This is a genomic window from Mesorhizobium waimense, assembly GCF_003601975.1.
GTDB lineage: Bacteria > Pseudomonadota > Alphaproteobacteria > Rhizobiales > Rhizobiaceae > Mesorhizobium > Mesorhizobium waimense.
Genome location: NZ_QZWZ01000016.1, coordinates 107,033 through 129,002 on the forward strand (window position 1 = coordinate 107,033; position 21,970 = coordinate 129,002).

At 63.5% G+C, this 21,970-nt stretch carries 22 protein-coding genes; 12 read left to right on the top strand and 10 right to left on the bottom strand.

Annotation, left to right across the window (positions count from 1 at the left end):
* Positions 1-3: 3 nt before the first annotated feature.
* The gene (locus D3227_RS42785) at positions 4-309 is read left to right on the top strand and encodes a hypothetical protein (RefSeq protein WP_245451820.1); all 306 of its coding nucleotides are present in this window, start codon (positions 4-6) and stop codon (positions 307-309) included.
* The gene (locus tag D3227_RS42790) at positions 306-503 is read left to right on the top strand and encodes a hypothetical protein (protein ID WP_245451821.1); all 198 of its coding nucleotides are present in this window, start codon (positions 306-308) and stop codon (positions 501-503) included. Before D3227_RS42785 ends, D3227_RS42790 begins: the two co-directional genes overlap by 4 nt.
* Positions 504-773: 270 nt before the next feature.
* On the opposite strand, the gene lexA is transcribed toward D3227_RS42790, so the two are convergent.
* The gene (lexA, locus tag D3227_RS20935; RefSeq protein WP_120016203.1) at positions 774-1,514 is read right to left on the bottom strand and encodes a transcriptional repressor LexA; all 741 of its coding nucleotides are present in this window, start codon (positions 1,512-1,514) and stop codon (positions 774-776) included.
* Positions 1,515-1,974: 460 nt separating this feature from the next.
* Here lexA and kynU point away from each other — a divergent pair, with 460 nt between their 5' ends.
* Both kynU and D3227_RS20945 read left to right on the top strand, forming a co-directional pair.
* Positions 1,975-3,222, top strand: coding sequence for a kynureninase (gene kynU / locus D3227_RS20940; protein ID WP_120016204.1), 1,248 nt, complete (start codon positions 1,975-1,977; stop codon positions 3,220-3,222).
* Between the two features lie 29 nt (positions 3,223-3,251).
* Positions 3,252-4,082, top strand: a complete 831-nt coding sequence (locus D3227_RS20945) for an alpha/beta hydrolase (protein ID WP_120016205.1) — start codon at positions 3,252-3,254, stop codon at positions 4,080-4,082.
* 10 nt (positions 4,083-4,092) lie between these two features.
* Here the strand turns inward: D3227_RS20945 and D3227_RS20950 are convergent, their stop codons facing one another.
* The 5 genes from D3227_RS20950 to D3227_RS20970 are packed head-to-tail and all read right to left on the bottom strand — an operon-like array spanning position 4,093 to position 9,516.
* Positions 4,093-5,298, bottom strand: coding sequence for a molybdopterin molybdotransferase MoeA (locus D3227_RS20950; RefSeq protein ID WP_120016206.1), 1,206 nt, complete (start codon positions 5,296-5,298; stop codon positions 4,093-4,095).
* Positions 5,299-5,796 carry a cyclic pyranopterin monophosphate synthase MoaC gene (gene moaC / locus D3227_RS20955; protein ID WP_120016207.1) on the bottom strand — a complete coding sequence of 166 codons (498 nt, stop codon included), beginning with the start codon at positions 5,794-5,796 and terminating at the stop codon, positions 5,299-5,301. It lies immediately after the preceding gene.
* Between the two features lie 2 nt (positions 5,797-5,798).
* Complete coding sequence (trpC, locus tag D3227_RS20960; RefSeq protein ID WP_120016208.1) at positions 5,799-6,611, bottom strand: indole-3-glycerol phosphate synthase TrpC; 813 nt, start codon at positions 6,609-6,611, stop codon at positions 5,799-5,801.
* Between the two features lie 5 nt (positions 6,612-6,616).
* Positions 6,617-7,627 (bottom strand): anthranilate phosphoribosyltransferase, encoded by a 1,011-nt coding sequence (gene trpD, locus D3227_RS20965; protein ID WP_120016209.1) that lies wholly within the window; start codon positions 7,625-7,627, stop codon positions 6,617-6,619.
* Entirely contained in the window at positions 7,624-9,516 is a 1,893-nt protein-coding gene (locus D3227_RS20970; protein WP_120016210.1) for a SurA N-terminal domain-containing protein, read from the bottom strand. The genes trpD and D3227_RS20970 overlap by 4 nt, the downstream gene beginning before the upstream one ends.
* A gap of 145 nt (positions 9,517-9,661) precedes the next feature.
* On the opposite strand from D3227_RS20970, the gene tpiA reads away from it, so the two are divergent.
* The 5 genes from tpiA (at position 9,662) to D3227_RS20995 (ending at position 14,847) form a co-directional block, all read left to right on the top strand.
* Positions 9,662-10,429, top strand: a complete 768-nt coding sequence (gene tpiA, locus D3227_RS20975; protein WP_120016269.1) for a triose-phosphate isomerase — start codon at positions 9,662-9,664, stop codon at positions 10,427-10,429.
* A gap of 166 nt (positions 10,430-10,595) precedes the next feature.
* Positions 10,596-11,078 (top strand): preprotein translocase subunit SecG, encoded by a 483-nt coding sequence (gene secG, locus D3227_RS20980; RefSeq protein WP_120016211.1) that lies wholly within the window; start codon positions 10,596-10,598, stop codon positions 11,076-11,078.
* A 296-nt stretch (positions 11,079-11,374) separates the two neighbouring features.
* Entirely contained in the window at positions 11,375-12,490 is a 1,116-nt protein-coding gene (locus tag D3227_RS20985) for a L,D-transpeptidase (protein WP_120016270.1), read from the top strand.
* 175 nt (positions 12,491-12,665) lie between these two features.
* Positions 12,666-14,303 carry a CTP synthase gene (locus tag D3227_RS20990; protein WP_120016212.1) on the top strand — a complete coding sequence of 546 codons (1,638 nt, stop codon included), beginning with the start codon at positions 12,666-12,668 and terminating at the stop codon, positions 14,301-14,303.
* Between the two features lie 4 nt (positions 14,304-14,307).
* On the top strand, positions 14,308-14,847 hold the full coding sequence (locus tag D3227_RS20995) for a DUF1697 domain-containing protein (protein WP_120016213.1): 540 nt from the start codon (positions 14,308-14,310) through the stop codon (positions 14,845-14,847).
* Between the two features lie 39 nt (positions 14,848-14,886).
* On the opposite strand, the gene D3227_RS21000 is transcribed toward D3227_RS20995, so the two are convergent.
* Complete coding sequence (locus tag D3227_RS21000) at positions 14,887-16,344, bottom strand: NCS1 family nucleobase:cation symporter-1 (protein WP_120016214.1); 1,458 nt, start codon at positions 16,342-16,344, stop codon at positions 14,887-14,889.
* A gap of 339 nt (positions 16,345-16,683) precedes the next feature.
* On the opposite strand from D3227_RS21000, the gene D3227_RS21005 reads away from it, so the two are divergent.
* Positions 16,684-16,986: a DUF982 domain-containing protein gene (locus tag D3227_RS21005; protein WP_120016215.1), complete on the top strand. Its 303-nt coding sequence runs from the start codon at positions 16,684-16,686 to the stop codon at positions 16,984-16,986.
* 305 nt (positions 16,987-17,291) lie between these two features.
* The gene (gene dusA / locus D3227_RS21010) at positions 17,292-18,281 is read left to right on the top strand and encodes a tRNA dihydrouridine(20/20a) synthase DusA (RefSeq protein WP_167480791.1); all 990 of its coding nucleotides are present in this window, start codon (positions 17,292-17,294) and stop codon (positions 18,279-18,281) included.
* Positions 18,282-18,287: 6 nt separating this feature from the next.
* On the opposite strand, the gene D3227_RS21015 is transcribed toward dusA, so the two are convergent.
* A complete protein-coding gene (locus D3227_RS21015) occupies positions 18,288-18,992 on the bottom strand; it encodes a TIGR02281 family clan AA aspartic protease (protein ID WP_120016216.1) in 705 nt (234 codons plus the stop codon).
* Positions 18,993-19,005: 13 nt separating this feature from the next.
* On the bottom strand, positions 19,006-19,239 hold the full coding sequence (locus tag D3227_RS21020; protein WP_167480786.1) for a DUF1289 domain-containing protein: 234 nt from the start codon (positions 19,237-19,239) through the stop codon (positions 19,006-19,008).
* A gap of 160 nt (positions 19,240-19,399) precedes the next feature.
* Here D3227_RS21020 and D3227_RS21025 point away from each other — a divergent pair, with 160 nt between their 5' ends.
* Entirely contained in the window at positions 19,400-20,398 is a 999-nt protein-coding gene (locus tag D3227_RS21025) for a nicotinate-nucleotide--dimethylbenzimidazole phosphoribosyltransferase (RefSeq protein ID WP_120016217.1), read from the top strand.
* 1 nt (position 20,399) lies between these two features.
* Here D3227_RS21025 and D3227_RS21030 read toward each other — a convergent pair whose 3' ends face one another.
* On the bottom strand, positions 20,400-21,920 hold the full coding sequence (locus D3227_RS21030; protein ID WP_120016218.1) for a sensor histidine kinase: 1,521 nt from the start codon (positions 21,918-21,920) through the stop codon (positions 20,400-20,402).
* Positions 21,921-21,970: the final 50 nt, after the last annotated feature.

A 21,970-nucleotide genomic window follows, 5' to 3' on the forward strand; every position in this document is an offset into this window, starting at 1 on the left:
GCGATGATCGCGATCTCGGAATGGATTTCCGAACGCTCACCGGTCGATGCCGTCGGGCTGATCTCCATCCAGTCGGTGCTGCTGGTGACGATCGCGCTGGTCATCGCCACCATGGCGACGACATGGCTCAGGCTGGCAGCCGTTCCGTTCGCACTCGCCGGCCTGCTGACGGTCTCCGACACTCGCACGCCTGACGTGCTCATCTCGGAGGATGCGCATCTGGTGGCAATGCCGATCGGTGCCGGCGAACTCGCCATCAACCGGGTACGATCGAACGAGCTACCACCGACAACTGGAAGCGCGCTGTGAAGTCCGAAACCATTGTCGAACCCGAGAGCTTCGAGAAGGGTGACGCACGGTTCGACATGGATCCGGCCGATCTGCCGCCGGGCTCGCCCTTCTACGCGCCGGTCTGTGCCTCGCACGGCATCCGTCTGGCGCGATCATCGCGTATGCGGAAGACCGCAAGGACGCGTGGCGAGCGTGTGCTTTCGCTACCCTGATCATCGTCAACGACGCCACCGCCTACGACCTTGCCGCAATCCGCTTGTTCTTGTCGTCAGGAAACGGCAGCTTGCCCGCGCCGGCAGTGCAGCCGTCTTCTTCGATCAACAATCGGCAGTCGCGCCGGCAGAGATAAACTTCGCGGTCGAGCAGCCGTATCGGCCCTGGCGCGAGCAGCGGAGATTTTCACGCGAGGCAAGGGGCCTGCCGCCTCACAAGAGGTCCGAAAGGCAGGCCAGCAAACCCCCGCCAAAACAATCGCCGGCGCCTCAGTAGCGCCGGATCAGCCCGACGAGCTTGCCCTGCACCTTGACCCGGTCGGGCCCGAAGATGCGGGTTTCATAGGCCGGATTGGCAGCCTCCAGCGCGATCGAGGCGCCCTTGCGGCGGAAGCGCTTGAGCGTCGCCTCCTCCTCGTCGACCAGCGCCACGACGATCTCTCCCGGGCTCGCTGTATTGGCGTTGCGGATGATAACCGTATCGCCGTCGAAGATGCCGGCCTCGATCATCGAATCGCCCTTGACCTCCAGCGCGTAGTGCTCGCCGCCAATGATCATGTCCGGCGGCACCGAGATCGAGTGCGTCTGATGCTGGATGGCGTCGATCGGCACACCGGCCGCGATACGCCCCATCACCGGGATGGACACCGCCGCCACCACATCGTCGTCATTGCCCGCCTGGGGCGTACGCGACGATGCCATCGGCTTGATCTGCCGTCCGAGGCCGCCCTGCCCAAGACTGCCCTGAATGACGCTCGGCGAGAACTTCTTCGCCGCGTTGAGGCCAGGAGCAATCGAGTCGGGCAGGCGCAGCACTTCAAGCGCGCGCGCGCGGTTGGGCAACCGGCGAATGAAACCGCGCTCCTCCAGCGCCGTGATCAGCCGGTGGATGCCCGACTTCGAGGCAAGGTCGAGCGCCTCCTTCATCTCGTCGAAGGAAGGCGGAATGCCGCTTTCCTTCAGTCGCTCATGAATGAACATCAGCAGTTCATGTTGTTTGCGTGTCAGCATCGCGGCCCCCAACGGAATCAGAAAAACAAACCCAGAACAAACACTATCTGTTCCATTTGTGTTCCGCAACTGTTTAAAGTTTAATGAATGGGTTAAGGCTCCCGAAACGATGTTCCGATCGACAGGGAGTACCCGGTTCCTTTAGACGCCGGCTTCATCGCATTGATTTTGTTGTCAGTTATTGCCTGTCGCCGTTTTCAAGAGGGCTCGGCGTCGGCAATCATTCGGCAAAGACAATGCCGGGTCGGGCCGTGTTTGACCATCCAGCTCGCTCCATGCACCGTGAACGAAACGAACTCAAAATGCCAACTTTGAGCAGGGTCGAGGGATGTCGTTGGGCCGATAAGTCATCGCTGCAGGTTCTTGCAGCGCGATGGCTAGTGATGAGAGAAAGTACCGATCGTCGGCCTGTGTCATCGTTGCGTGCCGGCGTCGTGCGGATCTGGGGAGCAGACATATCATGACGGGAATTCCTGATTTTGCGGCCGTCGAAGCGATGGACGCCGCGGATCCGCTGCGCTCCTTGCGCGACCGCTTCATCCTGCCCGAAGGGGTGATCTATCTCGACGGCAATTCGCTGGGCGCTGCCTCGCATGCCGCCTTCGACGAACTGCGCAAGGCGGCGACCGAAGAATGGGCACACGACCTATTCCGCGCCTGGAACACTGCCAGCTGGTTCGACATGCCGCTCGAACTCGGCGACCAGCTGGGGCGCCTGACCGGCGCCGCTCCCGGCCAGACGGTGGTCTGCGACACGACGTCGATCAACATCTACAAGCTGCTGCACGCGGCAATGGCCATGCGGCCGGATCGGCCCGTCATCGTCGCCGAGGGCGACAGTTTCCCGACCGACCTTTACATGGCCGAAGGCGTCGCCTCGACCCGAAAGAACACTGTGCTGCGCCTCGCTGGCGTCGACGCGCCGACGATCGAAGAACTGATCGACGAGTGTGTAGCGGTGGTGCTGGTCAACCACGTCAATTACAAATCAGGCGAACTGCGTGACATGACGGCGCTGACGCGCATCGCCCATGACGCTGGCGCGCTGATCGTCTGGGATCTCTGCCACACCGCAGGTGCCATGCCGGTCGAACTGGACAAGGCGAACGCCGATTTCGCGGTCGGCTGCACCTACAAATATCTGAACGGCGGCCCCGGTTCTCCCGCCTTCATCTATGCCGCCGAGCGCCATCATGCCGATGTGCAGCAGCCGCTCAGCGGATGGTGGAGCCACGCGCGGCCCTTCGCCTTCGAGCAGGCCTACGCAGCCGGCACCGGCATCCGCCGGTTTCTGTGCGGCACGCAGCCGGTCCTGTCAATGCGCACGCTGAAGGGCGCGCTCGACATCTGGAACGATGTCGACCTGGCGGCCGTGAGGAAGAAGAGCGTCACCCTGGCCAACCTGTTCATCGAACTCGTCGAGGCGAAATGCGGTGCCTATGGTCTGACGCTCGAAAGCACCCGCGACAGCGCCAGGCGCGGTAGCCAGATTTCATTCCTGCATGAACATGGCTACCAGATCATGCGGGCGCTTATCGAACGTGGCGTGATCGGCGATTTCCGGGCTCCGTCGACCATACGCTTTGGCTTTACCCCGCTCTATGTCGGCTACGCCGATGTGTGGCACGCTGTCGAAGTGCTGGAGGACATCCTGCGCAGCGGTGCCTGGAAGGAAGCACGTTTCGCCGTCAAGTCAGCCGTCACCTGAGCGGCAGAGAACCTGGGAGTAGGACACAGGTGCTGGAACATCGTATTTCCGATTGGGACAACGCCTATACAAACGGCGCCAACATCGCTGGCGGCGATCGTTGGCCTGCCGCCTGGGTCGAGCCCGCGCGGGCCTTTCGTGACGCTCTTTCGGCCGAGGGCAGGGCGCGGCTCGACATCGTCTACGGCGACAGACCACGCAACCGGCTCGATCTTTTCCTGCCGAACACCTCGCCCAAGGGGTTGGTTGTGTTCGTGCATGGCGGCTACTGGAAAGCGTTCGACAAGAGTTTCTGGTCGCATCTTGCCGCCGGGCCGATCGGGCATGGTTATGCGGTGGCGATGCCTTCCTACACACTTTGTCCCGAGATACGTATCGCCGGCATCGTCAGGGAGGTCGGTGCGGCGATCGGCAAGGCGGCGGCGCTGGTCGACGGGCAGCTGATGCTGGCCGGACATTCGGCCGGCGGCCATCTCGCCAGCCGGATGGCGAGTGCAACCACGGCTCTGTCGCCCGAAGTGACTGGGCGCATACGTCACGTCATGTCGATCTCGGGTGTGCACGACCTGCGCCCGCTCATGCGTACCGCCATGAACGAGACGCTTGCGATCGACGAGGCCGAAGCGCTGACCGAAAGCCCGGCCCTTCTGCGCCCGATGGACAATGCACGCCTGACCTGCTGGGTCGGCGGCGGCGAGCGCGCCGAGTTCCTGCGCCAGAGCGCGCTGCTGGCCAATGTCTGGATCGGCCTCGGTGCCGCGACCAGCTCGGTGGTTGAGCCGGACCGGCACCATTTCAGCATCATCGACGGTCTTGCCGACCCGGAGCATCCGCTGACCCGGACACTGGTTGCCCAATAAGGGAACGGGCTCAGCGCAACATCAGCACGCTGCAGGAGGCGCCCGCTGCAGCAGCCGGCGCAAACGGCTCTCGCACGATCAGCCCGTCGGCATCGGCCAGCATTCTCAGCATCGAGGAATCCTGGATACCGAACGGCGTCGCCACTAGCACGCCAGCCTCTTCCCGAAGCACGGCGCGGACATAATCCTGCCTGAGATCGTTGGCCGGCATCGCGGTTCCGAGGCGCGCCTCTCGCATGTCCTGCTGGAAGCCGCGGCTGCCAAGCCGCGCCAGCAGCGGCTTCAGGAACAATTGCGAACAGACCAAACTCGCCACCGGATTACCGGGCAAGCCGATGCAGCTTATCTCCCCGAGCCGACCGAACATCAGCGGCTTGCCCGGGCGCATGGCGATCTTCCAGAAGTCGAGCGTCATGCCTTCGCCGGTCAGCACGTCATGGATCAGGTCGTGGTCGCCGACCGAGGCGCCGCCGAGCGTGACAATGACATCGGCGCCTTGCTCGACCGCCTGCCTCACCAGCGCGGCAATTGCCTCCTTGCGATCGGCGGCAATGCCGAGGTCGAGCGCCCGCGCACCAACCGACTGCGCAGCGGCGGCGACGCCATAGGCATTGGACGAGATGATCTGGTCTGGGCCGAGTTCGCTGCCCGGCGGCAGGAGTTCGTCACCGGTGGCGATGATGGCGACAAGCGGCCTTCTGACCACGCTCACGCTTGGATGGTTGGCCGAGGCCGCCAGGGAGAGTGCCGCCGGATCGAGCAGGCGGCCTTTTTCGAGCAGCACATCGCCCTTGGTGAAATCGAGACCGACGCGGCGGATGTTGCGTCCTTCGGCTGTCGGTTCCGTCACCTCGATGACGCCGCCGCCGAGATCCCTGACATTTTCCTGGATGACGATGGTGTCGGCACCTTCGGGCAGCGGCGCACCGGTGAAGATACGCACCGCCTGACCATTGCGGACGGCGCCGTCAAAGCCACGCCCTGCCGGCGCCATGCCGATCACCGAAAGTTGCGCCGGCACCGAGGCGATATCGGCGGCCCGAACGGCGTAGCCGTCCATGGCGGAGGCGTTGAACGGCGGCTGGGTGCGCAGCGCCACGACGGGTTCGGCGAGCACCCGGCCAGCGGCATCGATAAGCGCGACGCTTTCGCTGCCTGTCGGCCGCGCGCCTTCAAGCAGGCGCTCGAGCGCTTCGGCGACCGGAACCAGCGCCATCTAGGCGCCTGCCTTGTGGTCGGGGGATCGGTAATCGCCTGATTTGCCGCCGGTCTTTTCGACCAGCCTGATGCCGGAGATTACCATGGCGCGGTCGACAGCCTTGGCCATGTCGTAGATTGTCAGGCACGCGACCGAGGCCGCTGTCAGCGCCTCCATCTCGACGCCTGTCTTGCCGGTGACGCGGGCGAGCGCCGTGACCTTCAGGCCCGGCAGCGAATGGTCCGGCTCGATGTCGACCGAGACCTTGGTCAAGAGCAGCGGATGGCAGAGCGGGATCAGCTCATGCGTCTTCTTGGCGGCCATGATGCCGGCGATACGCGCGGTGCCGAGCACGTCACCCTTCTTGGCATCCCCGGCGAGGATCATCGCCAGCGTTTCGGGAAGCATCGTGACAAAGCCTTCGGCGATCGCCGTGCGTGTCGTCTCGGCCTTGTCGCCGACATCGACCATATTGGCTTCGCCTTGCGCACCGAGATGGGTGAGGGCGGGCGCCATCGTCAGATAGCCTCGGCAGGCGCCTTGCCCGTCAGAAGCAGGTGCGTGGCAGCCGCCACGTCCTGCTGGCGCATCAGGCTTTCGCCGACGAGGAAGGTGCCGATGCCGCTCCTTTGCATCCTGAGGCAATCGTCATGCGTGAAGATACCGCTCTCGCTGACCAGCAGCCGGCCGCCCGGCACCATGGGCGCCAGTCGCTCGGATGTTTCAAGGCTGGTTTCGAACGTTCTCAGATTGCGGTTGTTGATACCGATCAGCTGCGACGAGAGTTTTACAGCGCGCTGCGTCTCTGCCTCATCATGCACCTCTATCAGCGCATCCATGCCGAGTTCGAATGCCGTCGCTTCAAGCTCGCTCGCCAGGGCATCATCGACGCTGGCCATGATGATCAGGATGGCATCAGCGCCCCAGGCGCGAGCCTCATAGACCTGATAGGGATCGAACAGGAAATCCTTGCGCAGTGCGGGCAGGGCGACGGCTGCTCTTGCCCTGGTGAGAAATTCCGGCGCGCCCTGGAAGGACGGCGCATCGGTCAATACCGAAAGGCAGGCAGCACCGCCTTTCGCATAGGCTTTGGCCAGTGCTGGTGGGTCGAAATCGGCACGGATCAGCCCTTTGGAGGGGCTCGCCTTCTTAATCTCGGCAATCAGGGCGAAGCTGCCCGATCTGCGCTTGGCCTCGAGCGCTGCGAGAAAGCCGCGTGGCGCATCGGCGTCCTTCGCCCGCGCTTTGATCTCCGCAAGCGGCACGCTGAGCTTCGCTGCGGCGATCTCGTCGCGCTTGTAGGCCTCGATCTTGCGCAGGATGTCGGACAAGGCCTTTACCCGTTCGAAATTGCGACCAGCCTGTCGAGCACCTGGAGCGCCCGGCCGCTGTCGATGGCTTGCGCAGCACTCGCCATGCCGTCGGCAAGCGTCGTCGCCTTGCCCGCCACCACCAGTCCGGCGCCGGCATTCATCAGCACCGTATCGCGATAGGCACCGGCGGCACCGCCCAGCATGTCGCGCATGGCTTTGGCGTTGTAGGCGGCGTCGCCGCCGCGCAACTCGTCCTTGCTGTGGCGCTTCAGCCCGACCGCTTCCGGGGTCAGCGTGAAGCTGCGGATCTCGCCGCCGACGAGCTCCGCCACCTGCGTCTCCCCGGTGGTGGTGATTTCGTCATAGCCGTCGCCATGCACGACCCAGGCATGGTCGGTGCCCAGCGCCTTCAACGTTTCGGCGACAGGCATGATCCATTCCGGCAGGAACACGCCGACCATCTGCCTGAGGACACCGGCCGGATTGGACAGCGGGCCAAGCAGATTGAAGATGGTGCGGGTGCCGAGTTCGCCGCGGATCGGGCCGACATGCTTCATCGCCGGATGATGGGCCGGCGCGAACATGAAGCCGACGCCGGTCTCGTGGATGCAGTGGCCGATGGTTTCCGGCGGGATGTCGATCTTGACGCCGAGCGCGGTCAGCACATCGGCGGCACCAGTCAGCGAAGACAGGCCGCGATTGCCGTGCTTGGCGACCGGGACGCCGCTACCGGCGATGACGAAGGCCGACCCGGTCGAGATGTTGACCGAGTGCGAATTGTCGCCGCCGGTGCCAACGATATCGATGGCACCGTGCGGAGCATCGACGCGCAGCATCTTGGCGCGCATGGTGGCGACGGCGCCGGAGATCTCGCTCACCGCCTCGCCGCGCACGCGCAACGCCATCAGGAAACCGCCGATCTGGCCGGGCGTCGCATCGCCCGACATGATGATATCGAAGGCTTCGCGCGCCTCGTCGAAAGAAAGCGGCGTGCCGCCCGCGACCTTGGCGATATGAGTTTTCAGCGCGCTCATCTGGCCTGCGCCTGGGCAACGGCGGTCTGGTCGATGCGGACGTCGTATTGCGTCTGCAACTGCGCCACCAACTGGTCTAGCAGATCGTCCGACATGCCGGCGGTGAAGGATTTCTGCGCGTCGTCCGGCACCGAGCTGGCATCGGCGCCAGCCGGTTCGAACACTTCGGCGACCTTGAACAGTATCTGTCCTTCGCCGGTGGGCGAGGGGATCAGCCCAGTTCCGCCTTCACCGACGCCGAACATCGCCGCCGCACCTTCCTTGCCGAAATCGACGTCGTCCGCTTCGCGCTTGACGCCACGCTTGGTCTGCTTCTCGAGCTTGAGTTCGCCGGCGATAACATCAAGCGTGGTGCCGGCCTTGAGCCGCTTCTCCAACTCGTTGGCCTTAGCGGTCAGGCGCTTGGTTGACTCCGCCGCCGTCCAGTCGGCCACCACCTTCTGGCGGACCTCGTCCAGCGTGCGATCGCGCGCCGGCGTGATCGATCCGACCTCGTAGAACACGAAACCGTTGTCGGCGGTGGTCAGGCCCTCATTCTCGGCGCCGGGCTCGGCGGCGAATACCGATTTGATGAGCTCCGCCGATTCCGGCAGGTCGTTGACGATCGTATCGTCAGGCCGCTGGCCGGTGCGGTCGATCGCATCGATGGTGACGACCTTGAGCTTCAGCTTGGCGGCCGCATCGGCGAGCGAACTGCCCGAGGCGCGCGTGTCTTCGTAATTGTCGTGCACATCCAGCAGGATGCGGCTTGCCTCGCCCGGCGCCAGGTCCTTGCGAATCTGCTCGGACACTTCGGCAAGCGGCTTCACCACTTCCGGCTTGATATCGGTGACGCGCAAAAGCACCGGGCCGAAGGCGCCCTGGACGACAGAACTGACTTCATTGGCGGCAAGCTTGAAAGCCGCGTCGGCCACAGCCTTGTCGGCGATCTTGTCCTTGGCCAGCGTACCGAGCAGCGTATCGGCTTGCGTCTTGCCCTCGGCGGTGACGATCTTATCGAAGGTCGCCCCCGTTTTCAGCGAGTCCAGCGCTGCCTTGGCCGCATCGGGCGACTGGAACACCAGCTGTTCGATGGTGCGCATTTCAGGCGTGGTGTAGCGCGACTTGTTCTTGTTGTAATCGTCGCTGATCTGCTGGTCGGTTACGGCGCTGAGATCCATGATGTCTTGCGGCTCGAGCCTGACATAGGAGAATTTGCGGTATTCCGGCGCCGCATAGGATTTCTTATTGGCATCGAAATAGGCCGACAGCACGCTATCGGACGGCGCCTCGATCGGCTCGACCAGCGTCTTCGGCAAGGTGAGGTAGTCGACCGTGCGGTCCTCGCCGCGATAGAGCGCCACCGCCTTGAGGAAGGTTTGCGGCGCCTTGAGGCCGTCCGAAACCGCCTCAACGATCTGCTGGCGCACCGCCACCTGGGCGCGGTTCTTCAGATAGTCCTCGGGTCGCATGCCGACCTCGCGCAGCAGGTATTCGAACGTCCTGCGGTCGAACTGGCCGCCAGGCCCCTTGAAGGCCGGGTCTTCGCGCGTGAGTTCGGCAAGCCGGTCCTTAGAGAGGCCAAGCCCGAGCTTGCGGGCCTGCTCATCGAGGACGGCGCCCGAAACGAGCTGCGCCAGCACCTGGTTGTCAATGCCGAGCGCTTTCGCTTGTTCGTGAGTGATACGCTGACCGAATTGCTGCGACATGACGCTGACCTGGCGATCATAGGCGAGCCGGTATTCGTTGATCGAAACAGTCGTGCCACCGGCGGTGATCACCGAATGATGGCCACCCAAAGTGCCCGACAAGCGCCCGGAAATTCCCCAGACCGCAAAGCTCAGCACCAGCAATGACAGCAGCGCTTTCGCGACCCAGGTGCCCGCCGCGTTTCTCAAGATACCAAGCATGCATACTTCCGATTTTTGCGCATTTTGCGTGCGCCCGAGTTTGAAACAAGCGCAATAGCGCCCTTCCGGTCCACTGTCGATTGCTTTGTGGCCTGATTTTGATAGTGAGGGCGGCAGCCCAATGTCGCCCGGAGAAACAAAGCCCATGACGCCTGGAATCCGCCCGCTCGTCGCCGGCAACTGGAAAATGAATGGCACCAGCGCCTCGCTGAACGAGCTGAGGACGATCGGCAATGGCTTCATGAGCGGGCTCGACACCGAGACGGAAGCCGTGGTCTGCGTGCCCGCGACCTTGCTTGCGCATGCCGTCGAGATCCTGTCGCGCACCCCGGTGCGAACCGGCGGCGAGGATTGCCATCCCAAGGAGAGCGGCGCCTATACGGGGCGGATTTCGGCGGAGATGTTGAAGGACGCCGGCGCCAGCCACGTCATCGTCGGCCATTCGGAATGCCGCTCCGATCTCGGCGAGGACGATGCCCTGGTCCAAGCCAAGGCTTCCGCAGCCTGGCGCGCCGGCCTGGTGGCGATCATCTGCATCGGTGAGACAAGCGCCGAACGTGAGGCCGGCACGACGCTCGAAGTCCTGTCGCGCCAGGTCGCCGGCTCGGTGCCGCCGAGCGCTACCGCCGCCAACACCATCATCGCCTACGAGCCGGTCTGGGCGATCGGTACCGGCCTGACACCGACCGCCGCCGATGTCGCCGAGGCCCATGCGCATATCCGTGCAAAGCTGGTGGATCTGCTCGGCGACGCCGCAGCAAGGATGCGCATTCTCTATGGCGGCTCGGTCAAGCCCTCCAACGCCGCTGAGCTGCTCGGCATCGACAATGTCGACGGCGCGCTGGTCGGCGGCGCCAGCCTGAAGGCGGCGGACTTTCTTGGCATCGCTGAGGCCTATTTGAACATCGTGTAGACAGGCAGCTCATTGCCGGCTTGGGCGCTGGCGAAATCGTTGCAAAGACTGCAATGCTTCCCATATTCCGGCCACGGGCTTGGAAATGCCGTTAAAGCATTGTAAGGAGCCGCCTCCAAATCACCGGTCGTCTTCGCGGCCGCGCAAGGCCTTGCCAGGATAAATTATGGAAACCGTACTGATCGTCATTCACCTTATGGTCGTGCTCGCGCTTGTCGGCGTGGTGCTGCTGCAGCGCTCCGAAGGCGGCGGTCTTGGCATCGGCGGCGGTTCTGGTTTCATGACCGCGCGCGGCGCCGCCAATGCGCTGACGAGGGCGACGGCGATCCTGGCGGCTGCCTTCTTCGTCACTTCGCTGACATTGTCCATTCTCGCCCGCTATGGCGAAAAGCCGATCGACATCCTCGACCGTGCTCCGGCGACCTCCGACAATGCGGGCAAGGGCGTGCTCAACCAGTTGCCGGGCACCACGGCGCCCGCAGGCACTCCCGCGCCGCCGGCTCCCGCCGGCAGCACCGCGCCAACGCCGCCCTCCCGCAACGATGCCGCGACGACGCCTCCGGCGACGCCGGCGCCCGCGACTCCGGCCACCCCACCGGCTGCCAATGGCGTCACCTTGCCGGTCACCCCGCAGGTCCCGAACCAGTAGCCGGCAGAGCATGATCCCGAAAAGCGGAATCATGCTCAAAACAAAAAGATAAAAAATAGAGCCCCATCCCGATCCTATCGGCATGGAACAGGCCTTTGTTGCCGCGATCTGTTGTCGTTTGAACACAGTCGCGGCAAATGCCGCATGATCACGAAGATTCAACCGAGCGTAGCTCCATGGCGCGCTTGAGGCGTCCGTGGCTAATCGATTATAGATTGCGCGCGGCACTTTCGGCGTCCTTGGGGGGCGCCGGGCGACGCCGTAGGCAACAAGCATTGAACGATCGGATCTTCGCCATGCAGCTTCGCAGCTTCATTCTCCTGGGGTTTTGCGCCGTACTCGGCATGAGTTCGGCCGCCGTCGCCGGCACGCCGGCAATGGTTTTACAGCAGTCGGTTGGAAAGACCGATGTCATCAATGTCGCCGCCGCCAAAAGCGATACGGCGCAGTTGAAGCTTCTCAAGAAGAAGAAAAATCCGAGCGCCGACGATCTGGCTCAGATCAGCAAGCTCGAAGCCAAGATCGCAGCCGACAAGGAAGCCGCTCGCGCCAAGGCGCTCGAAGCCAGGAAACTGGCGATGCGCGAGGCGGCCAAGGCCAAGGCTGGCGCGGAACGTCAGGCATTCCTGGCCAAGAAGGGCCAGGCGGCGGAAACCAAGGTGGCGGACGCCAAGCTGGGCAAGATGACCGTCAAGATCATCGAGCCGGTTCAGCCGATCGCGCCGATCCAGTCCGCCGAAACGCTCCCGGCCGAGGCCATGAACGTGGCGCTGACTGGCAACAATGGCGAATTGCGCAGCGAAGCGCCCGGCCAGAAGCCGCGCAACATCGGGCTCTTCGCCGGCCTGTTCGGCGGCACCTCATCCTCGTCGATGTCGCTGCTGCCGGAGACGCGCGCGCTCGATCAGGTGCTTGCCAAGAAGGAAGCCAAGAAGCAGTTCAAGGTGAAGCCGGAATTCGTGCCGCAGGAAGTGGAATTCACCGGCTACGATGCGGGTACTATCGTCATCGACACCAGTGCCCGCCGTCTCTATTTGGTCGATTCGGCTTTCACCGCGCGCCGCTATGCGATTGCGGTCGGCCGCGAAGGCCTGCAGTTCAAGGGCACGGTTGCGGTCGGCGACAAGCAGGAATGGCCGCGCTGGATCCCGACGCTCGACATGCAGAAGCGTGAACCGAAGCACTATGGCCAGTACAAGGACGGCATGCCCGGCGGCGGCGAGAACCCGCTCGGTGCACGCGCCATCTACCTCTATGACGGCAAGAAGGACACGCACCTGCGTATCCACGGCACCATCGCGCCGCAGTCGATCGGAACCAGCGCCTCCAATGGCTGCTTCCGCATGATCAACGAGCATGTCATGGACCTCTACAGCCGGGTCAGGGTCGGCACCAAGGTCGTTATTATCTAACGACAAAGGTCGTCATCATCTGATGCCTTCAACCATCATGCCGAAAGGGCCGGCTCAGCCGGCCCTTTTGTTTTGATCGGAACACTATTTGGCCCCTCAGGGCTTCGCGCCTTCTTGGGAAAAAGCCTTCGCGGCGGTTTTTTCTCTGGCGGAATCAATCCGGCCGCGTTAAGCGATGAATCCCATGGCGCGATATGTATTCATCACTGGCGGCGTGGTTTCCTCACTCGGAAAAGGCATCGCCGCAGCGGCCCTTGGGGCTCTCTTGCAGGCGCGAGGCTACCGCGCGCGCATCAAAAAGCTCGATCCTTACCTCAACGTCGATCCCGGAACGATGTCGCCGTATCAGCATGGCGAGGTCTTCGTCACCGACGACGGCGCCGAGACCGATCTCGACCTCGGCCACTATGAGCGCTTCACCGGCCGCTCGGCCAACCAGCAGGACAACATCACCACCGGCCGCATCTACAAGAACATCATCGAGCGCGAGCGGCGCGGCGACTATCTGGGCGCCACCGTGCAGGTCATTCCGCACGTCACCGACGAGATCAAGCATTTCGTCCTCGACGGCAATGACGACTACGACTTCGTGCTGTGCGAGATCGGCGGCACCGTCGGCGACATCGAGGCGATGCCGTTCCTGGAGGCGATCCGCCAGCTCGGCAACGACTTGCCGCGCAACAACGCCGTCTACGTGCACCTGACGCTGATGCCCTACATCCCGACGGCCGGCGAACTGAAGACCAAGCCGACCCAGCATTCGGTCAAGGAACTGCGCGGCATCGGCATCGCTCCCGACATCCTTTTGGTCCGCGCCGACCGACCGATCCCCAAGGAAGAACGCCGAAAGTTGTCGCTGTTCTGCAATGTGCGCGAGAGCGCGGTCATCCAGGCGCTCGACGTGCCGCATATCTACGATGTGCCGATGGCCTATCACAAGGAAGGGCTGGACTCCGAAGTGCTCGCCGCTTTCGGCATCGACCCGGCGCCGAAGCCGCGCATGGAGCCCTGGCAGAAGGTCTCCGACCGCATCCACAATCCGGAAGGCGAGGTGACCATCGCCATCGTCGGCAAATACACCGGCCTCAAGGACGCCTACAAATCGCTGATCGAGGCGCTCTCGCATGGCGGCCTCGCCAACCGCGTCAAGGTCAAGCTCGACTGGATCGAGAGCGAAATCTTCGAAAAGGAAGACCCGACGCCGTGGCTGGAAAAGGTGCATGGCATCCTTGTTCCCGGCGGCTTCGGCGAGCGCGGCTCGGAAGGCAAGATCCTGGCGGCGAAATTCGCGCGAGAGCGAAAGGTGCCGTATTTCGGCATCTGCTTCGGCATGCAGATGGCCTGCATCGAGGCGGCAAGGTCGTTGGCCGGCGTCGAGCATGCTTCCTCGACCGAGTTCGGCCCGAGCAAGGAGCCGGTCGTCGGCCTGATGACCGAATGGCTGAAGGGCAACATGCTGGAGAAGCGCAAGGAAACCGGCGACCTCGGCGGCACCATGCGGCTTGGCGCCTATCAGGCCGAACTCACCAAGGGCTCAAAGATCGCCGAGATCTATGGCGACACCCAGATTTCCGAGCGCCACCGCCACCGCTACGAGGTCAATGTCGACTACAAGGAGCGGCTCGAGGATTGCGGCCTGGTGTTTGCCGGCATGTCGCCCGACGGTGTGTTGCCCGAGACCGTCGAATACCCCGACCATCCCTGGTTCATCGGCGTGCAGTACCATCCTGAGCTGAAAAGCCGGCCGCTCGACCCGCACCCGCTGTTTGCCAGCTTCATCGAGGCGGCGATGGAGCAGAGCCGCCTCGTCTAGCGATATGCAGACCTATGTCGCACTTCTCTACAGCATCATCCTGGGCGAAGGACGGCGCGTCATCATGACCGACCTCAAGGCGATGGCGGAAAGCCTTGGCCTGAAGAACCCGCGCACGCTGGTGGCGACCGGCAATCTGGTCTTCGAGGCGAAAGCCACGGACGTTTCCGTGCTGGAGCAGCGACTGGAGTCGGCGTTCGAAAAGACCTTCGGCCGCCACGTCGACATCATCGTGCGACGCGCGGATGACTGGCTGACGCTTGCCGCCGGCAATCCGTTTCCGACCGAATCGGCTGTAACCGCGGACCAGGTGGCGGTGCGGGTGATGCGCAAGCCTGTTCCAGCGGATGCTGTCGCAGCGCTGCGGCCCTATGTCGGCCACGACGAAAAAATGCAGGCAGTCGGCGGCGACATCTGGATCGTCTTTTCGCGCGCGACACCAAGTTCGCGGCTAATTGCAGCGACAAGCCACAAGCGCTTGGGCATCGGCACCTCGCGCAACTGGAACACGGTGCGCAGACTGGCCGAGATGGTCGGTCGATAGAGGAGGGGCGGCTTGCGCCGCCCCTGACGATATTACTCTTCAAGCCTTCGCCGTCTTCGCTCCGGCTCCCAGCGCCATCGTGCGCAGCACGTAGTAGATGGCCCCGGCGATGGCGACGCCGAAGAACCAGCCATAGACACCCCACCAGGCCGGCAGCCAGTTGGTGAAGTTGGGCAGGATCGAGGAGAAGATGGCGCCGATGCCGGCGGCAATGAAGGCATTGACGTGCCAGCCGCCTTGGAAACGGAACTCGCCGTCTTCCCGGTACAGCGCCTCGACATCGACCTCACCCTTCCGGATAAGATAGTAGTCGACCATCATCACGCCGAAGATCGGCCCCATCGTCGCGCCAATGATGTTGACGAAATGTGCCGCCCCGCCTTCCCATGGCGCGAACGGATAGAGCAACAGCGCGATCACCGCCGCGATATAGCCGCCCTTCTTGAAGTCGATCTGGCGGGGGAAGACATTGGAGAAGTCGAAGGCCGGCGAGACGAAGTTGGCGACGACATTGATGCCGAGCGTCGCCACCGCGAAGGTGAGCGCTGCGAGTGCCGCCAGGAACCAGCTGTCGAATTTCGCCGAGATCTGGTCGGGGTGCAGCAACACTTCGTGATAGACGTCGTAGGCGGCGATGGTGGTGACGCCGGCCACCAGCGAGAACAGGATGAGGTTGACCGGCAGGCCCCAGATATTGCCCTTGCGCAGGGCGGCGTTGTCGGGAGCGTAGCGTGCGAAATCGCAGAAGTTGAGATAGAGCGCCGAGAAGTAGGTCACCCAGATCGCCGCCACCGCAAACAGCGCCGTCCACGAGCCAGGCGTGCCGGGAACGCCCGCATCCTTGGTCTTCTCAAGCAGCACATCCATCGGGATGTCGCTGGTGAAGGCGAAACTCCCAGATTTGACGCAGAGATAGATCGCCAGGATCAGCATCATCACCCAGACCGCCGGGCCGGCCCAGTCCTGGAAGCGGCGCACCGTTTCCATGCCCTTCTGGATGATCAGAAGCTGCAACGCCCAGATCACCACGAAGCAGATCACTTCGAGGCCGCTATGGCCAAGGAAGTGGGTGTTCTGGTTGAAGTCGGCAAACCATTGTGAGCGGATCAGCAGCGCCACGATTGCGCCGGAGGCCGCCGCGGTCTGCGCGCCGTACCAGAAGCAGGCGACGATGGCCCGCACAAGTGCTGGAATGTTGGCGCCCCAGATGCCGAAGGAGGCGCGGGCCAGCACGGGATAGGGCACGCCGGTCTTCACGCCGGCATAGCCGACCATGTTCATCAGCACATAGATGATCAGCGAGCCGATACCGATGGCGATGATGAAATTGACGAAGCCGCCGCAGAACAGGAACAGGCTTGCCGCCAGGTAGTAGCCCCAGAGGCTGTGGACATCGGACGTCCAGACGTTGAAGATCGAGAACGGTCCCCAGTTTCGGACCTTCGCTGGAGCGAGATCCTCGTTATACAGGTCAGGCGATGCACCTTGTATGGTCATGCTTGTGTCCCCTGTTTGCAAAACGCGCCCTCACGCGTTGGCCGTGGAGGTTAAGCCTGACGCAGGGGAACCAGCAAGCAATCCATTTGCCGGCTTTGGCCTTAAAGATATTCAATGAGAATCGCGCTTATCAACACAAGCTAAACGCTGACCACTGATGCGCTTGGTCCGTTGGTGATTCGCGCGCCGCCGATTTCGCGAAAGGATCGGAGCCGAATGCCCAGTTGTTTTGCCGCCAGACTATTTTAGCGGTCGGCTCAATTTTTTCTGGAACCAAATGCCCTTCTGGGAGTTTAATGGGGTTCGATCGAGCGGAGGCGATCGGCCGGGAGGATAAAGATGGATCGCTTGCATTTCTTCACGCCTGTGCGCATTGCGCCCGGGCAGGGATACCCAGTGCAGGAAGTCGATAGCGTTGCCGAAGCCATGGTGTTCTTGCGTAAGTGGCCGACAGGACGGCGTGGACCGGTTTACCAGTGCGCCTTGAATTGCTGTTCCGCCGCGCTGTCCGGCAACATGTCAGCCGAAGAGGCGAGGAAGGCTTTCACCGGATTTGCCCGCATCACCCGTTTGCTGGACGACGACATGGCGCTGCCGATCGGTGGCGAAAGCATGGAAAACGTCTACGCGTTGAGGCGGTAGGCCGGCTCCAATCGTTGGGTAATTTGAGATCTGCGCGCCAGCTGGCGCGCAGCGATTTTCTTTTGTTCCACGGCCCTTTGGCAGATACAGCAATCACTTCGCATCAAGAAGGCGCTTGCCCGAAACCGCGACGCGACGTACTCGCTGCCAGCGCTGACGCCGAGACGACGCATGACATCGCCGGGCCGCGCTCCCGCCACCCGCCGATTGAAAAAAACCGAGAATAGACTAAATGGTGCGGCTCGCCGGGCCGAACCGATGTTGCCGCCGGGCGAATGCACCGCGCGGACACGAACACGATGAGCATGTTGATCAACCGGCTGGCCATAGCACCGATGATGGATTGGACGGACCGGCATTGCCGGTTCTTTCACCGTCAATTGACGCACCGTGCGCTGCTCTATACCGAGATGGTGGTGGCCGATGCGATCATCCAGGGTGCGCGCGAGCGGCTGCTTGGCTTCGATGAGGCGGAGCACCCGGTGGCGCTGCAGCTCGGCGGCTCCGATCCCCAGAAGCTGGCCGAAGCGGCTCGCATCGGCGAAGCCTTCGGCTATGACGAGATCAACCTCAATGTCGGCTGTCCGTCGGACCGCGTCCAGTCGGGCACCTTCGGCGCCTGCCTGATGAAGACGCCGGTTCTGGTCGCCGACTGCGTTGCCGCAATGAAGGCAGCAGTCAAGATTCCTGTCACCGTCAAATGTCGCATCGGCGTCGACGAGCAGGATCCGGAGCCGGCGCTCGATGCGCTGGCCGACGGCGTTTTGGCGGCCGGCGCCGACGCACTGTGGGTGCATGCCCGTAAGGCGTGGCTGGAGGGACTGAGCCCGAAGGAAAACCGAGACATCCCGCCGCTCGACTATGAGAGGGTCTATCGCCTGAAGGCCGGAAAATCGAACGAATTCATCGGCATCAATGGCGGCATTCAATCACTGGAAGCGGCACGCCTGCACCTCGATCATGTCGACGGCGTCATGCTCGGCCGCGCCGCTTATCACACCCCGGGCATCCTGGCCGGAGTCGATACGGCCTTCTACGGCGAGAAACCCGGCGCCTTCGATTTTGCCGCGCTGATCGACGCGATGGCGGCCTACGCTGCCCGCCATATCGAGAAGGGCGGGCGGCTCGGCCATGTCACCCGCCACATGGTCGGACTGTTCCACGGCCTGCCCGGCGCGCGCCGCTACCGGCAGATCCTGTCGACCGACGCGACGAGGCCGGGCGCCGGACCGAACGTGCTGAAGACGGCCTTTGCCGCGGTCGATTTCAGCGGTGTTGCCGCGGAAGCGGCCTGACGGATTTCAGTCCCTGAGGATCATCCGGTCGCCGCGCACGTCGAAACCCGACAGCGAGCCGATGAAGTTCATGCCGAGCAGGCTCTGGCCGAGCATGCCGGGCGCCGCGATCATCACCGGCATGTCCTTGCGCACGATGCCGCCGATCGCAACTTCGTCGGTCTTCACGGCGGCGGCGCGTGCCATGCCATTGGCGGTCGAGACCGGTATGGTGAAGTTGAGGGCGGCAGGGTTGAAGCCCGCGGTCTGAGCGTCTTCCGCCGTCAGCACGATGCTGGTCGCGCCGGTGTCGACGACGGCCCGGATCGGCGCGCCATTGATCATGACGCGGGCTTCGAAATGGCCAGTGTCGGCCTTGTCCAGCGTCACCGTCACGTGGCCGTCTTCCACGCCCAGCGCCAGGGGGCTGCCGGGAACGAAGCCGGCGGTCACCCGGCTGGCGATATCCTGCAATTCGTAGCGGTACTGATAGCCGGCGATCAGCGCCAGCGCGATGACGGCCCAGGTGCCGAGATTGCGGGCCATGTCGCCCAGTGGCCGGCCTGAGCGAATGAGGCTGGCGCCGATCAGCGCACCGATCGCGCCAAGCCAGATCAGCCGGCTGAAATCGTAGTTCTCGACACCGAAAGTGCTGCCGGCCGAATCGTTGATCATCAGCAGGATCAGTCCCGCGCCGATCACGATCATCACGATCCAGAACAGTCGGCTCATTGGCTTTGCCGTTTCACGAAAGCACGTCGCGTTCGCGCGCCATGCGGGTGCGGCGCGTTTCGCGGCGCGGCCGCCGCTCGACTGTTTCCAGCCTTGCTGGCAATTCGGCGATGACGCTGCGGCGTGTTTCCGCGGTCATGCCGATCCAAGCGCCGATTTCCTCGCGCGTGCGGCCGCAGCCGAAACAGAAGCCGGTTTTCATGTCGATCGAACAAACCAGGATGCACGGGGATTCGATGGCCGTCATGACATTCTCTTGCCTAGCTTCCACATGGTGCAACGCCACGGCCAATGCAAGCCCTCGGGAATGCGTCGCCAGCAGCCACGTTCGCGTCAACGCTGGCGGTTGTGCCGGCCAGGGAAGGCGGCTATGCCGCTGACCAACTCCAGCAACGATCGCCACCGACATGACCAGCGCACTGCCTTTCGACGATTTTCGCAACCTGCTGGCAAACCTGCCGCCGGCCGATTCGCAGGCCGAGGCGCGTGTCCGCACACTGTTTGCCAAGGCCGACAAGTCCAGGGGATCGCTTGGCCGTGTCGAGGACATTGCCGCCTGGCTCGCAGCCTGGAGTGGGCGCGCCCCGCCGGCGGTGAACCGGCCTTTGGTCGCGATTTTTGCCGGCAACCATGGCGTCACCCGTCACGGCATTTCGCCGCGGCCGGTGGCGGCCACAGCCAATGCCGTCGAGCTTTGCGCGGCCGGGGGTGCTGCGATCAACCAGATCTGCATCGCCAATGACCTAGGCCTGAAGGTTTTCGACCTCGCGCTCCATATCCCGGCCGAGGACATCACCGAGTACGCCGCACTCGACGAGCGCGGCTGCGCCGCCACAATGGCCTTCGGCATGGAGGCGATTGCCGGCGGTGCCGACCTGCTTTGCCTCGGCGATCTTGGCGTCGGCAATTCCACCGTCGCCGCCGCCTTGTGCGCTGCGCTGTTCGGCGGCAGCGGTGCCGAGTGGGTCGGACCGGGATCGGGCGCCGATCCCGCAATGCTGGCGCGCAAGGCCGAGGTGGTCGACGTGGCACTTGCTTTCCACGGCGACGGCTTGCGCGATCCTCTCGAGGCCTTGCGCCGGGTCGGCGGCCGCGAGTTCGCCGCGATCGCCGGCGCCATCCTGGCTGCCCGCATGCAGAAGATTCCGGTGCTGCTCGATGGCTTCGCCGCGACCGCCGCGGCAGCAGTGCTGCATGCCGCCGACAGGGCTGCGCTCGACCATTGTCTTCTGGCCAGCCTGTCACCGGAGACGGGGCACGCAAAGGCCGCCGAACTGCTTGGCCTTCGGCCGCTGCTCGACCTTGGCATGAGCCACGGCGAAGGGGCAGGGGCCGCACTCGCCGCCGGACTTGTCAAGGCAGCAGCACTCACCAGCTCGGGCATGGCGGCGGCTGTTCGAAACTGATTCAGCGCCTGCGCGCGGCAACCGCCTTGGTGGGCAGCGCCGGCAGTTCCTCCATCACGCGGCTGAGCGGGAAGATGGCGATCGCCTCGGTGCCTTCGCGCAGCTTGGAATGAAGCTCGAACTCGCCGCCGTGCATGGCCAGCAGGCCCTGCACGATCGGCAGGCCGAGCCCGGTTCCCTGTTCTGCGCTCTTGATGGCGATCGAACCCTGGCCGAATGCGGACAGCACCACCGGAATCTCTTCTTCCGGTATGCCCGGGCCGTTGTCCTTGACCGAGATGTATTGCCCGCCGCCGGCCGTCCAGCCGACGCGCACGCGGACCTCGCCGCCGGATGCGGTGAACTTGATGGCGTTGGACAAAAGGTTGAGCGTGATCTGCCTCACCGCGCGCTCGTCGGCAAACAGCCGCGGCAAGGTGGTTTCGAAATCCTGGACGACGCGGATGTCCTTGTTGCGCGCCTTCAACTCCATCATGTGGCAGCAATCCTCGGCAATGCTAAGCAGCATCACCGGCTCCTCGTTGAGCTGGTAGCGGCCCGCCTCGATGCGGGAGAGGTCGAGGATCTCGTTGATCAGGTCGAGCAGGTGCTGGCCGGACTCGTGTACGTCATGGGCATAGTCGCGGTAGGTCGGGTTGCTCATCGGCCCGAGCACTTCGTTGGCCATCACCTCGGAAAAGCCGAGGATGGCGTTGAGCGGCGTCCTGAGCTCATGGCTCATCGAAGCGAGAAAGCGGGACTTGGCCAGATTGGCATCCTCGGCCCGCCGCCGCGCTTCGTCCGACATCGATTTCGCCGTCTCGACCTCGGCGATCAGAGCGTCCTTTTCGGACCGGAACGACAAGAGCATCACTGACGAACGGTTGAGATTACGCGCGACATAAATGAAGAAAGGCAAGGCTGCGACCAGCAGCGCGGCCATGATCACCTCGATCGGCATCCAGAACCGTGCGCCGGCATAGGCATAGACCGCCGCCGGAACGGCAAAGGTCGCCAGCAGGGCGCCGCTCAGCGACGAGGCCATGATAGCGGTCGCCGCCATGGCAACCAGCAGCACCATCGCCTTGACCACCTGCAACTGGTCGATCTGGCAGGTTGCGCAACCGAGCCAGGCGAACCAGGCCCAGCCAAGGCCGCACAGCGAGTGGCCGATCAGGAAATCCCTTTGCGTTCGCGACGGGTCGAGTTCGGAAGCTTCCGCGCGTTCGACGCGACGCGCCATGAGCGAAACGATGGTGTAGCAGATGAGCATGAACAGCGCCCAGACGGCGATCTGCTTGTCCATTCCAGCAAGCAGGCCTGCTGCCGCGATCGCCAGCACAAGCAGCGGAATGGCGATTGCTCCACCCATCATCGATCGAGCATGCAGCTTCAGGAGCTCGCGGTCGAAGTCGAGGTTGCCGGCCTGCTGCGAGAGACGGTCACGCGTCCTGCGCACCGCGCGCGCCACATCGCTGTTGCGATGCGGTTTCCTGCGGTCCACAATGAATTTGTCCGCTGTGTTCGAGCGTAGCAAAGGCATGGTAACTTCGATTTATGCGCGCAGCGATTTCAATTCGTTAAGCTACGTTC